17 protein-coding genes are annotated in these 13,753 nt (G+C 71.1%); 11 read left to right on the top strand and 6 right to left on the bottom strand.

What is annotated here, in order from left to right:
• Window positions 1-60: 60 nt before the first annotated feature.
• Together ACWDY5_RS08280 and pdxS are read left to right on the top strand one after the other, a co-directional pair.
• Window positions 61-576 (top strand): hypothetical protein, encoded by a 516-nt coding sequence (locus ACWDY5_RS08280; RefSeq protein WP_449721574.1) that lies wholly within the window; start codon window positions 61-63, stop codon window positions 574-576.
• Window positions 577-724: 148 nt separating this feature from the next.
• On the top strand, window positions 725-1,624 hold the full coding sequence (pdxS, locus tag ACWDY5_RS08275) for a pyridoxal 5'-phosphate synthase lyase subunit PdxS (protein WP_449721573.1): 900 nt from the start codon (window positions 725-727) through the stop codon (window positions 1,622-1,624).
• A gap of 49 nt (window positions 1,625-1,673) precedes the next feature.
• On the opposite strand, the gene ACWDY5_RS08270 is transcribed toward pdxS, so the two are convergent.
• Window positions 1,674-2,240 carry a helix-turn-helix domain-containing protein gene (locus ACWDY5_RS08270; RefSeq protein ID WP_283660188.1) on the bottom strand — a complete coding sequence of 189 codons (567 nt, stop codon included), beginning with the start codon at window positions 2,238-2,240 and terminating at the stop codon, window positions 1,674-1,676.
• A gap of 114 nt (window positions 2,241-2,354) precedes the next feature.
• On the opposite strand from ACWDY5_RS08270, the gene ACWDY5_RS08265 reads away from it, so the two are divergent.
• A complete protein-coding gene (locus ACWDY5_RS08265; protein WP_449721572.1) occupies window positions 2,355-2,999 on the top strand; it encodes an AzlC family ABC transporter permease in 645 nt (214 codons plus the stop codon).
• Window positions 2,996-3,304, top strand: coding sequence for an AzlD domain-containing protein (locus ACWDY5_RS08260; RefSeq protein WP_449721571.1), 309 nt, complete (start codon window positions 2,996-2,998; stop codon window positions 3,302-3,304). The genes ACWDY5_RS08265 and ACWDY5_RS08260 overlap by 4 nt, the downstream gene beginning before the upstream one ends.
• Here ACWDY5_RS08260 and ACWDY5_RS08255 read toward each other — a convergent pair.
• The 3 genes from ACWDY5_RS08255 to ACWDY5_RS08245 all read right to left on the bottom strand — a co-directional run bounded on the left by ACWDY5_RS08255 (window position 3,301) and on the right by ACWDY5_RS08245 (window position 5,120).
• Complete coding sequence (locus ACWDY5_RS08255) at window positions 3,301-4,062, bottom strand: DUF4190 domain-containing protein (protein ID WP_449721570.1); 762 nt, start codon at window positions 4,060-4,062, stop codon at window positions 3,301-3,303. The two genes, ACWDY5_RS08260 and ACWDY5_RS08255, sit on opposite strands and share 4 nt — an antisense overlap.
• Before the next feature lie 49 nt (window positions 4,063-4,111).
• Window positions 4,112-4,576: a DUF4190 domain-containing protein gene (locus tag ACWDY5_RS08250; RefSeq protein WP_449721569.1), complete on the bottom strand. Its 465-nt coding sequence runs from the start codon at window positions 4,574-4,576 to the stop codon at window positions 4,112-4,114.
• Between the two features lie 70 nt (window positions 4,577-4,646).
• On the bottom strand, window positions 4,647-5,120 hold the full coding sequence (locus ACWDY5_RS08245) for an Lrp/AsnC family transcriptional regulator (protein ID WP_449721568.1): 474 nt from the start codon (window positions 5,118-5,120) through the stop codon (window positions 4,647-4,649).
• Window positions 5,121-5,195: 75 nt separating this feature from the next.
• On the opposite strand from ACWDY5_RS08245, the gene ACWDY5_RS08240 reads away from it, so the two are divergent.
• The 7 genes from ACWDY5_RS08240 to ACWDY5_RS08210 all read left to right on the top strand — a co-directional run bounded on the left by ACWDY5_RS08240 (window position 5,196) and on the right by ACWDY5_RS08210 (window position 11,437).
• Window positions 5,196-6,389: a trans-sulfuration enzyme family protein gene (locus tag ACWDY5_RS08240; protein ID WP_449721567.1), complete on the top strand. Its 1,194-nt coding sequence runs from the start codon at window positions 5,196-5,198 to the stop codon at window positions 6,387-6,389.
• A gap of 219 nt (window positions 6,390-6,608) precedes the next feature.
• Window positions 6,609-7,973, top strand: a complete 1,365-nt coding sequence (locus ACWDY5_RS08235; RefSeq protein ID WP_449721711.1) for an amino acid permease — start codon at window positions 6,609-6,611, stop codon at window positions 7,971-7,973.
• A gap of 45 nt (window positions 7,974-8,018) precedes the next feature.
• Window positions 8,019-8,639, top strand: coding sequence for a pyridoxal 5'-phosphate synthase glutaminase subunit PdxT (gene pdxT, locus ACWDY5_RS08230; RefSeq protein WP_283660180.1), 621 nt, complete (start codon window positions 8,019-8,021; stop codon window positions 8,637-8,639).
• A gap of 47 nt (window positions 8,640-8,686) precedes the next feature.
• Window positions 8,687-9,439: a YebC/PmpR family DNA-binding transcriptional regulator gene (locus ACWDY5_RS08225; RefSeq protein ID WP_449721566.1), complete on the top strand. Its 753-nt coding sequence runs from the start codon at window positions 8,687-8,689 to the stop codon at window positions 9,437-9,439.
• A gap of 426 nt (window positions 9,440-9,865) precedes the next feature.
• Window positions 9,866-10,372, top strand: coding sequence for a DUF4262 domain-containing protein (locus ACWDY5_RS08220; protein ID WP_449721565.1), 507 nt, complete (start codon window positions 9,866-9,868; stop codon window positions 10,370-10,372).
• A 64-nt stretch (window positions 10,373-10,436) separates the two neighbouring features.
• Window positions 10,437-10,955, top strand: a complete 519-nt coding sequence (locus ACWDY5_RS08215; protein WP_449721564.1) for a DUF4262 domain-containing protein — start codon at window positions 10,437-10,439, stop codon at window positions 10,953-10,955.
• Window positions 10,952-11,437, top strand: a complete 486-nt coding sequence (locus ACWDY5_RS08210) for a GNAT family N-acetyltransferase (protein WP_449721563.1) — start codon at window positions 10,952-10,954, stop codon at window positions 11,435-11,437. The genes ACWDY5_RS08215 and ACWDY5_RS08210 overlap by 4 nt, the downstream gene beginning before the upstream one ends.
• 308 nt (window positions 11,438-11,745) lie before the next feature.
• Here ACWDY5_RS08210 and ACWDY5_RS08205 read toward each other — a convergent pair whose 3' ends face one another.
• Window positions 11,746-12,147 (bottom strand): pyridoxamine 5'-phosphate oxidase family protein, encoded by a 402-nt coding sequence (locus tag ACWDY5_RS08205; RefSeq protein WP_449721562.1) that lies wholly within the window; start codon window positions 12,145-12,147, stop codon window positions 11,746-11,748.
• 721 nt (window positions 12,148-12,868) lie between these two features.
• The gene (locus ACWDY5_RS08200) at window positions 12,869-13,747 is read right to left on the bottom strand and encodes a carbohydrate kinase family protein (RefSeq protein ID WP_449721561.1); all 879 of its coding nucleotides are present in this window, start codon (window positions 13,745-13,747) and stop codon (window positions 12,869-12,871) included.
• Window positions 13,748-13,753: the final 6 nt, after the last annotated feature.

Below are 13,753 nucleotides of genomic sequence, written 5' to 3'. Positions count from 1 at the left end.
ATGACCTGGTGGCGTCCACCCCCGGGCCGTCGCACCATCCGGGAGTACTAATTGGCGGTGATGAGTGAGCTGCTGACCCCGCTGCCCCGCCCGCGCACCTCACGGCCCAGCCGCGGCGGCGTGCCCGCCACCGGCGCGCACCTGCTGGACTGGGACTGGGCCCGCTACCGCCTGGAAGACGCCCGCAACTACTGGATCGCCACCAGCAGCGCCGCCCGCCGCCCGCACACCCGTCCGGTGTGGGGGGTGTGGCTGCCCGCGGGGTTCTGCTTCGTCACCGGATCGGCCGCGGTGCGCAACCTGGCGGTCAGCCGGGAGATCACCGTGCACCTGGAAAGCGGCGACGAGGTGGTCATCGCCGAGGGGGAGGCCACCGTGCTCAGCGCCCAGGCCGACCTGTCCCGGCTGGCCGAGGAGCTGCACCGCAAGTACCGCTGGGCGCTGCACCTGGCCGACGGCCGCCTGGCCGGGGAGGGCGGGCAGGGCGGGCCCGCCTACCTGGTGCGGCCCAGGGTGGTCTTCGGCTGGGCCCAGAACGGGGAGAGCATGACCAGGTGGCGTTTCGGCCGCCCCTGAGACCCACCAGCGTGACGCGGGTAACTGGCCTGCTCAGATCGCGCGGAATTGGCCACTTCAGGGGGCCGCGTCCGGTCGTAGCATGAGGGTCCAAGTCATCCACCGGAGTGGGTTTTCCCACTTCAGCGCACAGTTGGGCAGGACACCAGTGACCTCCAGTGACATCCAGGCCGTCGGCACCGCGCGGGTCAAGCGCGGTATGGCCGAGATGCTCAAGGGCGGTGTGATCATGGACGTGGTCACCCCGGAGCAGGCCAAGATCGCCGAGGACGCCGGCGCCGTCGCGGTGATGGCCCTGGAGCGGGTCCCCGCCGACATCCGGGTGCAGGGCGGCGTGGCCCGGATGAGCGACCCCGACATGATCGACGGCATCATCGCCGCGGTGTCCATCCCGGTGATGGCCAAGGCCCGGATCGGCCACTTCGCCGAGGCCCAGGTGCTGCAGGCCATCGGCGTGGACTACATCGACGAGTCCGAGGTGCTGACCCCGGCCGACGAGGCCCACCACATCGACAAGTGGGACTTCACCGTGCCCTTCGTCTGTGGTGCGACCAACCTGGGCGAGGCGCTGCGCCGCATCAGCGAGGGCGCGGCCATGATCCGCTCCAAGGGCGAGGCCGGCACCGGCAACGTGGTCGAGGCGACCCGGCACATGCGCCAGATCCGCGCCGACATCAAGCGGCTGACCCTGCTCGACGAGCCGGAGCTCTTCGTCGCGGCCAAGGAGCTGCGCGCGCCGTATGAGCTGGTCAAGGAGATCGCCCAGCTGGGCAAGCTGCCGGTGGTGCTGTTCACCGCCGGCGGCATCGCCACCCCGGCGGACGCGGCGATGATGATGCAGCTGGGCGCCGAGGGCGTCTTCGTCGGCTCCGGCATCTTCAAGTCCGGCGACCCGGCCAAGCGCGCCGAGGCCATCGTCAAGGCCACCACCTTCCACGACGACCCCGACGTCATCGCCAAGGTCTCCCGCGGCCTGGGCGAGGCCATGGTCGGCATCAACATCTCCGAGCTGCCCGACTCCCAGCGCCTGGCCACCCGAGGCTGGTAGTCCCCGCACGCCGGCCGCCCGTCCCCGCGCACCGGGGGCGGGCGGGCGGTCACACGTGTTCCATGACCAGCACGAACGCCGTGCCCGGGGCCAAAGCCTCGTAGACGTGCGGGGCGTCGCCGGGAAAGGCCGCGTAGTCGCCGGGGTCCAGCTCCACCGCGGCCTCCGCGGGCCCGCAGCGCAGCCGCCCGGTGCTGACCACCGCGTGCTCGATCGAACCCGGGATGTGCGGGTCGGCCAGCCGCGCCTGCCCCGGTTCCATGGTGATCACGTAGATGTCCCGTCGCGCCCCCGGCGGGCAGGCCGAGAGCAGCGTGCCCACGAACGCCGCCTGCTCCGAGGCCACGCCAGGCCCCTCACCGGCCCGGATCACCCGCACCGGCACCCGCTGCGGCTCGACCAGGCGGGAGAACGGCACCCCCAGGGCCACGCCCAGCGCCCACAGCGTCTCCACGCTCGGGTTGCCGCTGGCCGACTCCAGCTGGGACAGCGTGGACTTGGCGATCCCGGCGCGTTTGGCCAGCTCGGTGAGGGTCAGCCCGGTGCGGTCGCGTTCCCGGCGCAGGTTGGCGGCGATGGTGGCCAGCGGGGCGCCGCCGGCGCGGGGGTCGGCCATCGTGTTCGCTCCAGCGGTCGTGATATTCGCGTTGACGAACGCACCTTAGTGTGTTCAGTATAGGCGTCGATGCGTTCGATATGGCGAACACTCGATTCCGCGTTGATCCGCGATGTGAGTGCCGCCGCCCTGACCGGCGGCGTGATGGGGATGTCCTTCGGGGCGGTCGCGGTGACCTCCGGACTGTCCGTGTGGCTCACGGTGGCCATGTCCGTGCTGGTCTTCGCCGGCGGCGCCCAGTTCACCGCGGTCGGCGTGGCCGCCGCGGGCGCGGGCCCGGTGGCCACGGTGCTGGCCGGGCTGCTGGTCAACGCCCGGCTGCTGCCCTTCGGCCTGGCCGTGGGCGGGGTGTTCGGGCGGCGCTGGCCCACCCGCCTGCTCGGCAGCTACCTGATGATCGACCAGTCGGTGGCCTTCGCGCTGGCCCAGCGCGACCCCGAACGGGCGCGCGCGGTGTACTGGGCCTCCAGCCTGGCCGCCTTCCTCACCTGGAACACCGGCACCCTGCTCGGCGCGCTGATCGGCGCCGCGGTGGGCGATCCGAAGGACTTCGGCCTGGACGCGGTGTTCCCGGCGGGCATGCTCGCGCTGATCCTGCCGCAGCTCTCGGAGAAGATCCCGCGCCGGGTGGCGTTGCTGGGCGGCGTGATCGCGGTGGGCACCGCGCCGTTCCTGCCACCCGGCCTGCCGGTGCTGCTGGGCCTGCTCGGCCTGGCCGCCGTCCTGCCCGTGCCGAAGTGGAAGCGGAGAACCGCATGACCCTGACCACCGTGCTGCTGCTGGCCGGCGGCACCTACGCCCTGCGCGCCGCGGGCCCGTTCCTGCGCGACCGCCTGGAGATCTCCGAGCGGCTGCAACGCGGACTGGCCATGGCCGCGGTCGCGCTGCTGTCCGCGCTGGTGCTCACCCAGGCCGTGCTGGACGGGCAGGTCTTCGCCGGCTGGGCCCGACCAGCCGGTGTGCTGGTCGGGGCCCTGGCCGCGTGGCGGAAGCTGCCCTTCGTGGTGGTCGTGCTGCTCGCCGCCGGCACCGCCGCCGGTCTGCGCCTGGCCGGAATCCCTTAGCGGCGCGGCATCTTCTGCGTCAGCTTGGTCTTGTTGGCCCCCGCCACCACGCACACCGCGGTCCGGTCGCCAGTACGCCAGGAGGAGGCGGTCGGGTAGAAGTAGAAGATCTCCACCTTGGCCAGCTCGGCCTCCGGCAGCATCGTGGTCATCCGCTCATCGCACTCGGCCGCGATGTCGTCGGTGATGGTCGCCTCGCCCGGATACGTCGAACCGCCCGCCATGTCCCAGCGGTCCATCACCTCGGCCTCGTGCGGGGACCCGCAGGGCTGGGCGGTGACCGAGGAGATCGACTTGCTCTCCTTGATCCCGTCGAAGCAGTCGCCCACCTTCAGGTTGAGCACGGTCAGCCGCCCCGGCTCGGTGACCTGCCCGGCCTCGTCCCGCACCGCCCTGGTGTTGATCGCGACCACGACCGCGAAGGTCAGCAGCAGCAGCCACGCGCTGCCCACCACCAGACCGGCGATGGCCAGCCCCTTGCCATTGTCCCCGCGCTGCTTGATCTGGCGCAGCGAGATGATCCCGAAGATCACCGCCAGGATGTTGGTCAGGATGATCGGCAGGATGCCCAGCACCAGGGCGGCGATGGCGAAGCCGTTGGTGTTGGCGGGCTTGGGCGGCTGCGGATAACCGGGGTTCGGGTAACCCGGGTAGCCGGGCGGCGCCTCTGGCGGAGGCGGCGGCGCCGACGGGTAGAACTGCGCCGGAGAGGGCTGAACAGGCTGGCCCTGCTGCTCCGGCTGCGGCTGATCTGTCACGGCCGGAACTTTCCACCAGTTCCGGCCGTTGAGGCAAACCGGATCCGGCTCACCGCACGAGGAACGGCGCCGAACCGAGGAACAGCAGCGGGATCAGGAACACCAGCAGGAACAGCCCCACCCACACGCAGCCGACGATCAGCCCGGCCAGCGCCATGCCGCGGCCCTCGTCACCGGTGCGCTTGATCTGGTTCAGCGCGATCGCGCCGAAGATGATCCCGAGCAGCGGCAGCACGAAGAACGGGATGATCCCGCAGACCAGCGCGGCGATGGACAGACCGTTGGTCTTGCGCTGCGCCGGGTACGGCTGCTGGTAGCCGGGGTAGCCCTGGTAACCCTGGTAGCTCTGCTGTTGCTGGTAGCCCTGCTGTCCCTGGTAGCCGTACTCGGCCGGATAGCCAGGCTGGGCCGGATAGCCGGGCTGGGCCGGGAACTTGCCCGAGTCATAGGCCTGCGGGGCGGCCGGGTAGTACTGCGCGGGGTCCGGCGTGGCCGGATCTTGTGGTGCGGACACGGCGTGGACGGTATCCTGCGCGCCGCGCCCGCACCCGCAAAACCCCGGGAACTCACCGGATCAGCCCCGCTCAGCCACCCAGCACACCCTCGGCCGGGGGCACCGCGCCCTTGCGCACGTGCTCGAAGACCAGGTGCGTCTGCAGCTGCGCGACCTCCTTGCGGGTGGTGAAGGAGTCCAGCACCAGCCGCTGCAGGTGCGTGGTGTCGGCCACCGCCACGTGCACCAGGAAGTCGTCGGGACCGGCCACGTGCGCCAGCGACACCGTCTCCGGCAGGGCCAGCGCGAAGTCGATGAACGGCTGCACGATCGCCCTGGTGTGCGGGCGCACCCGCACCGCGATCATCGCCTGCACCGGCCTGCCCAGCGCGGCCAGGTCCACCTCGGCCCGGTACCCGGTGAGCACCCCGCGCTCGCGCAGCGCCCGGTGCCGGACCAGACAGGTCGAGGGCGCCAGGTTGACCCTGGCGGCCAGATCCTTGTTCGGCAGCCGAGCGTCGTTCTGCAGCTCCTGCACGATGGCCGCGTCCACCGCATCCAGCACGGACCTCACCCCACTTCGCCGAACAGGATTCGCAATCTACCCAGCGAACCCGCCTCCCGCGCCACGATTCCGGCCATGAGCGGTATCCGCACCCGCGCCGTGCACGCCGGCCGCCAGGAGCTGACCTCCCTCGGCGTGCACGCGCTGCCGATCGACCTGTCCACCACCTACCCCCTGCCCGGCGACGAGCTCGGCGAGCAGGCCCTGCTCGAACTGGCCGCCGGCGCGCCGGCCGCCGCCTCCCCGGTCTACGGCCGCCTGGTCAACCCGACCGTCTCCCGCTTCGAGCGGGCCCTGGCCGAGCTGGAAGGCCTGCCCGACGCGGTCGCCTTCGGCAGCGGCATGGCCGCGCTGGTGGCCACCGTGCAGGCCGCCTGCCTGGTCACCGGCCGCCGCCACGTGGTCGCGCTGCGCCCCCTCTACGGCGGCTCCGACCACCTGCTCAGCAGCGGCATCCTCGGCGTCGAGGTCACCTACACCGACGCCGCCGGGGCCGCCGCGGCGATCCGGCCGGACACCGGACTGGTGATCGCCGAGACCCCGGCCAACCCCACCCTGGACCTGGTCGACCTCGACGCGCTGGTCGCCGCCGCCGGCGGGGTGCCGGTGCTGGTGGACAACACCTTCGCCACCCCGGTGCTGCAGAACCCGGCCGCGCACGGCGCCACCTACGTGCTGCACTCGGCCACCAAGTACCTCGGCGGCCACGGCGACGCCATGGGCGGCATCGTGGCCGCCCCCGCCGAGCAGGCCGCCGCGATCCGCAGCCTGCGGGTGGCCACCGGCGCGCTGCTGCACCCCATGTCGGCCTACCTGCTGCACCGCGGCCTGGCCACCCTGCCGCTGCGGGTGGAGGCCGCCCAGCGCACCGCCGCGGAGCTGGCCGAGCGGCTGAATGAGCATCCCGCGGTGGCCAAGGTCCACTATCCGGGACTGGCCGGTTCCGATCCGCACGGGGTGCTCGGCCGGCAGCTGCGCGGACCCGGCGCGATTCTGGCAATCGAGACATTCGAAGAATCGGATGCCCTGCTCTCCCGGCTCCGCCTCTTCACCCATGCGGTGAGCCTCGGTTCGGTCGATTCCCTGATCGAGCGACCGGCCGCGCTCACCCACCGCCTGGTGGCCGACGAGGACCGCCTGGCCTGCGGCATCAGCCCCCGCCTTGTCCGGCTCTCGATCGGCCTGGAAGACGTGGAGGATCTCTGGGGCGATCTCGTAGAGTCACTTGAGGTTCCCATAAGAATGAACGTGATCCCCATTACGTCGTAGCGATCCCCCTTCCAATGTGCACGGTGAGTAGGGATATCGTCCCCGGTTCAGAGGGCACCGGCGCCCCCGTTACGTGATTCCGCCACGTGGGCGCCGGATATCTATGTAATCGAGGACAGAGAGGGGCGCCGCGTGGCTTCCGCGCCGGAGCTCGACACCAAGCTTGGTCAGCCAGACGACGACGGGTACGTCAAGTCGCTGTCCAACCGCCAGGTCCAGATGATCGCCATCGGCGGCGCCATCGGCGTCGGCCTGTTCCTGGGCGCCGGCGGCAGGCTGGCCTCCTCCGGGCCCGGCCTGGTGCTGGCCTACGCCGCCTGCGGCATCGCCGCGTTCTTCGTGATGCGCGCGCTGGGGGAGCTGGTCATGCACCGGCCCGCCGCGGGCAGTTTCGTGGAGTACGCCCGCGAGTTCGTCGGCCCGTGGGCCGGGTTCACCAGCGGCTGGATGTACTGGGTCAACTGGGCCATGACCGGCATCGCCGAGATCACCGCCGCGGCGATCTACGTGCACCGCTGGCTGCCGGACGTGCCGCAGTGGATCACCGCGCTGGTCGCGCTGGTGGTGCTGCTGGCGGTCAACCTGCTGTCGGTGAAGCTGTTCGGCGAGCTGGAGTTCTGGTTCTCCGTCATCAAGGTGCTGGCGATCATCGTCTTCCTGTTCACCGGCCTCGCGCTGGTGCTGACCTCCGCCGACATCGGCGGGGTGACCGCCAGCGTGTCCAACCTGACCGCGAACCAGGGCTTCCTGCCCAACGGCGTCGGCGTGGTGCTGATGAGCCTGCAGGCGGTGATCTTCGCCTACTCCGCGATCGAGATGGTCGGCATCGCCGCCGGTGAGACCAAGGACCCGAAGAAGGTCCTGCCCAAGGCCATCAACGGCGTGGTCTGGCGGATCGGCATCTTCTACGTCGGCTCGGTGCTGCTGCTGGCCATGGTGCTGCCCTGGACGCTGTACTCCGGCGCGGAGAGCCCGTTCGTCACCGTCTTCTCCCGCCTGGGCATCCCGGCCGCAGGCGATGTGATGAACGCGGTCGTGCTCACCGCCGCGCTGTCCTCCTGCAACTCCGGCCTCTACTCCACCGGCCGCATCCTGCGCTCGCTGGCGCAGAAGGGCGAGGCCCCGGCCTTCACCGGCAAGATGTCCGCCCGGCACGTGCCCTACGGCGGCATCCTGTTCACCGGCGTGGTCTACCTCTTCGGCGTGGTGCTGAACTACCTGGTGCCCAAGGAGGCCTTCGACATCGCCATCGCGGTGGCCAGCCTCGGTGTGATCACCACCTGGATCACCCTGCTGTACTGCCAGATCAAGCTGCGCCGCAAGGCCGACAAGGGCGAGCTGCCGCGCAGCACGTTCCGGATGCCCGGCGCGCCCTACACCGGCTGGCTGAGCATCGCCTTCCTGGCCATGGTGCTGGTGCTGATGGCCTTCACCGAGGGCCCGGAACGCATCGCGTTCTACTCGATGCCGGTCATCGCGGTGGTGCTGTTCGTGGGCTGGAAGCTGGTCAGCAGGCGCAACCGCGCGCTGGCCGGCCCGGCGCAGCAGAGCACCCCGGTTCGGGAGCCGATCGCGGGCGAATAAGCTGGTAGACCCAGCAACGACGGTTCCAGCAGTTCGGAGTGCGCAGTGTCGGCAGCCCAGCCCGTGGTCGGAGTGCTCGCCCTGCAGGGTGACGTGCGAGAGCACCTGGTGGCCCTGGCCGAATGCGATGTGCTCGCCCGCCCGGTCCGCAGGGCAGAGGAGCTGGCGCAGGTGCACGGGCTGGTCATCCCCGGTGGCGAGTCCACCACGATGAGCCGCCTGCTCACCAACTTCGAGCTGCTGGAACCGCTGCGCCTGCGGTTGAAGGAGGGCCTGCCCGCCTTCGGCTCCTGTGCTGGCATGATCATGCTCGCCAGCACGGTGCTCGACGGTCGCGCGGACCAGCACCAGCTCGGCGCCGTGGACATGGTGGTCCGGCGCAACGCCTTCGGCCGCCAGGTCGACTCCTTCGAGGCCGACCTCGCGGTCAAGGGCGTCGAGGGCGACCCGGTGCGCGCGGTGTTCATCCGGGCCCCGTGGGTGGAGTCCGTCGGCGACGAGGTGGAGGTGCTCGCCACCGTGCCGGATGTCCCGGAGTCGGGGGCGGCCGCCGGTAGGATCGTCGCCGTTCGACAGGGACGCGTGCTGGCAACCGCGTTCCACCCGGAACTGACCGGCGACGGGCGGGTGCACCGCCTGTTCGCGGACACCGTGCGCGCGGCCTGAGAAGCTGTGGGGGAACGCGTCCCGGTGCAGAGAGCGACGGAGGAGAGATGAGCGGCCACTCCAAGTGGGCCACCACGAAGCACAAGAAGGCCGCCCTCGACGCCAAGCGCGGCAAGCTGTTCGCGAAGCTGATCAAGAACATCGAGGTCGCCGCGCGGACCGGAGGGGGTGACCCCGAGGGCAACCCGACCCTGTTTGACGCCATCCAGAAGGCGAAGAAGAGCTCGGTCCCCTCGGACAACATCGAGCGCGCCCGCAAGCGCGGCGGCGGCGAAGAGGCCGGCGGCGCCGACTGGCAGACCATCATGTACGAGGGCTACGGCCCCAGCGGCGTGGCGGTACTGGTCGAGTGCCTCACCGACAACCGCAACCGCGCCGCCAGCGAGGTCCGCGTCGCCATGACCCGCAACGGCGGCAACATGGCCGACCCCGGCTCGGTGTCCTACCTGTTCACCCGCAAGGGCGTCATCATCGTCCCGAAGAACGACATGACCGAGGACGACGTCCTGCTGGCCGTCCTGGACGCAGGCGCCGAAGAGGTCAACGACCTGGGCGACAGCTTCGAGATCGTCTCCGAAGCAAGCGACATGGTCGCCGTCCGCACCGCCCTGCAGGCCGCCGGCATCGACTACGACTCAGCCGACGCCAACTTCCTCCCCGCCACCAGCGTCCCCCTGGACGCCGAAGGCGCCCGCAAGGTCTTCCGCCTCATCGACGCCCTGGAAGACTGCGACGACGTCCAAAACGTCTACGCCAACTTCGACGTCAGCGACGACGTAATGGCCGAGGTAGACGCCTAGCCAATATCGCAACAAGAGCACAAAAAATCGCCGCTCCCGTCTCGCGAAAGCGAGGCGGGAGCGGCGAATTGCATTTACGCCCCCAATCAAACGCAGAACCCCCCGCTCAACCCAATCCGCGCCCGTCAGCCCACCCCCAACGGTGGCCGCGACCAGCAGTTCCCCGCCAAAGTTACGGTGGATTGTGTGATTTTGTTTGGGGGGAGGCCATCCCATAAGCTAGCCCAGCGATTGGGCAGGCCTCACCGCCTGCCCCTTCAGCCCAATCAGGGATGGCCTAGGGGCCCCAAACCAAATCACACAATCCACCGCCAACCAGCGTCTCCCCAGCGACTCAGCAACCAACGACCCAGCGACCCAAATTAGGCCAAACGGCCCAACAACCCACCCCACCCGCACCCCCACCCCGCAGGCACAATTACCGCCATGCCGCCCCTGGAAACCGCCGACGACCAGCTCCGCCGCGAACTCCTCGCCAGCGCCGAACAACACGGCGCCGCCGTGGTCCACATCCCCGAGGAAGACGGCGCGGCCAACTTCGCCCTCTCCGTCGGCGCCTGGCGCCGCTTCGGCGCCCCTGAGGCCGTCGTCATCGGCCTGCCGGAGGAAGCGGCCACCCACGTCATCGGCGTCTACGTCGACCGCATCTCCCGCGGCGAGCGCTTCCCGCTGGGCAAGGTCTACAACGACTTCCTGCCCGGCTGCCTGGTCACCTTCGAGAAGGTGCACCTGGGCTACTACCCGGAGTTCTTCGGCTTCGTCTTCCTCTTCCACCCCCAGGGCAACTTCCCGGCGATGCAGATCATCGTCACCACCCCCGAGGGCCACTGGCCGTGGCAGGAGGACGCCCCGGCCGGCTTCTTCGAGTGGCAGCCGGTGCTCACCGACTCGGGATACCCCGAAAGTTGGACCTCCGGCGCGGAAGGCCCCTGACTGTCGCCCCCTCGTGCGAACATATGTTCGAACGAGTCATCGGGAGGACAGGACCATGTGCGACATGTGCAACGGCGCCACCGCGGAAGACATCCGCCGCGACCTGCTGAAACACGTCGCCGAGCACGACTACGCCACGATCGCGGTAGCCGCCGACCACGACCAGCTGACCGGCCTGCGCGTCCCCGGCTGTCACTACACCCTCGGCCTGTGGGCCCTGCGCGAGACCCCAGAGGTCATCGTCATCGGCGCCCCGGACCACCACGGCCGTGACCTGGTCCGCCAGTACGCCGAACGCACCGCGGCGGGGGAGCGCTTCGCCCCCGGCTACCGCTACGACGGCTTCATCGACGGCTACCAGGTCACCTTCGAACAGGTCGCCCAGCAGCACTACCCGGACTGGCTGACCTCCGCGGGAGCCCTCTACCCCGACGCGGACTTTCCCACCCTGCAACTGCTGTGGCCCAAACACGACCACGCCTGGCCCTGGCAGACCGGCTGCTACCGCTTCCGCCGAGCCCAGCCCGTCCTGACCGCCAGCGGCGCCCCCGAAAGCTGGCTCCCCGGCGTGAACGGCCCATGACCAAAACCCACATCGCCCCCCTGCACCGCGACCATGCAGGCGAACTCCTCACCCTGCAATACGCGGCGTTCGTCCCCGAAGCCCAGCGCTACCGAGAACCCTTCATCCCCCCACTGACCGACACCCTGCCCCACCTCCAGGCCCTCATCACCAACCCCTGCACCCCCACCCTGGGCGCCTGGTCCGGCCCCCGCCTCATCGGCGCCATCCGCGGCCTGGTCACCGGCGACCGGATGGAGATCGCCCGCCTGGCCGTAGCCCCCGACCGCCAAGGCGAAGGCGTCGGCACCAGCCTACTCACCACCCTGGAACAAGCCACCCCGCCCACGGTCCGCACCCTCTGGCTCGCCACCGGCACCGCCAGCACCGAAACCATCTCCCTGTACGAACGCCACGGCTACACCCGAGTAGCCGAACGCCCAGACACCGCAGGCATCCCGCTCACCATCCTGGAAAAACCCCGCAACCAAACCCCCACGTAACCCGGCCCGCCCGGCCGCCCCCCCGCGTGGCCCAGGCGACCCCCAGCGTGCCCCGGCGACCCCCCGCGTGGCCCCGGCGAACCCCGCCCGCCCAGGCGCCCCCGCCCCGGACAAACCCCACGCGCCCTAGCGGCACCGTCAGCCGCCCGGCAACGCACCCGGCGCATCCCGGCGTATCCCCGCAAGCCGCTAAAACCCCCTGCGACCCGCTCTAACACCCCTCCGGCGAACCCGCGCCCCCGTGAAGCCCCTCGCGAACCCCAGCGAAGCCCGCGAACCCCAGCGAACCCCGCCACCAAGCCCCTGTCCTAGCGATTCCCGAGCACCCGCTCCACCACGATCTCCAACACCACCCGCTCCGGACTCTCCTTGGGCTGCCGATACCGCCGCGCATACCGCGCCACCGCCTCCGCCACCGACTCGGCGTCATCCCGCAGCACGGCCCGCCCCTCCAGCGTCGACCAGTGCGCCCCCTCGAACTGGCACACCGCCACCGCCAGCCCCGCCACCCCAGCGCCAGCCGCCAGCCGCGCCTTCACCGAGTGCCGACGGGTGATCACCCGGGCAAGCCCACGCTCGAAGTCCACGGTCACCCCGACCGGCACCACGTGCGGCCGCCCATCCGGCCGTACCGACGTGAGCGAGGCAAGCCGCCGCTCCGTCCAGAACTCCACGAACCCCTGGCCCCGGCCCACCAGATCAACACTCACCCACCGAGCCTATGCGCGCCGCCCAGCCCGCCCCGCCGCACCCCGGACCGCCCCGCGCGCCCCGCCCAGCCGCCCCGAAGCATCCCCTGCCCGGCCATGCCAGGCGGCCGTGCCGTGCCCGTCGCTCCGAGCCCAGCCACCCGCGCGCTGCCACCCGAGCCCAGCCACCCGCGCGCTGCCACCCGAGCCCAGCCACCCGCGCGCTGCCACCCGAGCCCAGCCACCCGCGCGCTGCCGACCCACGCCGCTCTGAACCCAGCCGCGACGCTCCGAGCCGACCCACGACGCTCCGTGTCCTGCCGTCCGGGCTCCCTGACCAGGGCGAACCCCGGGCCGACCCGATCCGTGCTCGTTCAGGCTCGCCCGCGCTGGGCCGCTGTTTCCCCCGCCCGCGCCTCCGCTTCCTCTGCGGAACGCTTTTCGAGCCGAAAAGGTTGCTTTCCGTCTTGATCTTCGGCTTCGTTGAGCGTGACCGGGCCTGACCGATCGCCGCACACCGAGACTAACCCGCCGCGATCCGCAAGCCTCGCCTGCCCGCGGCCAGCCCCACTGCGAACCGCTCGCGAGCCCGCCGCCACCCGCGCCCGCCGCCCGACTGCTCCGCACCGGCCGCCCGCCCGGCCAACCGCCGCCCGCCCGCGAGCCGCCCCCCGCGGACCCGCCGCCTGCGCGCCCGCCGCCTGCGGACCCGCCGCCTGCGCACCCGCCCGCGAGCCTCCGCTCAGCAGACCTTGCCCTCCGTCGAGTCCTTCCGGCACCGCAGCAACGCCGTCGCCGCCGCCACTCCCGCCTCCGTCGCCAGCCGGGGCTCCGCCGGGGACTCGATCATGCTCGCCACCGCCGCCGCGAAGAACACATCGCCCGCGCCCGTGGTGTCCACCGCCTCGATCGCCGTCGCCCCGACCGCGCCCGAGGTGCCGTTGTGCCAGAACTGGGCGCCCGCGGGGCCCTGGGTTTCCGCGCGCAGGGACTCGGGCCTGGTGCGGTCGCGTAAGGGTCGGGGGGCGACGGCTCGTTCCAGGAACAGTCTTTCCCTGGTGGAGAAGGTCAGGACGGAGGCGCGGGAGAGGAGGCGGTGGACCAGGCCGCCGGGGTAGGCGTCTGGGTCGTCCTTGACGGTCCAGGCCAGGTGTTGTTCTGGGCGGAGCAGGTCCAGGATCTCCACCGTGACCGGGCGGGGGCCGACGAGGAGGCAGACCCAGTCGCTGTCGGCGATGACCGCGCGCTGGGTCTCGGTCAGGGAGTCCGGGACCGGTTCGCCCGGGTCGTAGACGGTGACGATCTGTTCGTCGGGGGCGTAGAACAGGAAGTTCGACGGGGTCCGGTCGCCGCTCTGGTCCACGCCGGAGACGTCCACGCCCCAGGCGGCGAGCCGTTCGGTGTAGGCCGCGCCGAAGGTGTCCTGGCCTACCCAGGTGACCGCGCGGACGTCGTGGCCCGCGTTGGTCAGGCCCTCGGCGGCGTAGGTGATGCCGCCCAGGTGGGGCCACGGGTGGGACAGGCGGCGGCGGACCAGGGTGGTGCCGGTCGCGGCCAGGAACGGGTCGGTCTGCATGGCGTGGTCGACACTGGCGTAGCCGATCACCGCTACTCGCGGCACGTGTAC

It is taken from the genome of Crossiella sp. NPDC003009, assembly GCF_053591555.1.
The sequence above is the reverse complement of the archived record's forward strand: the minus strand, read 5'-3'. Positions and strand labels throughout refer to the sequence as shown.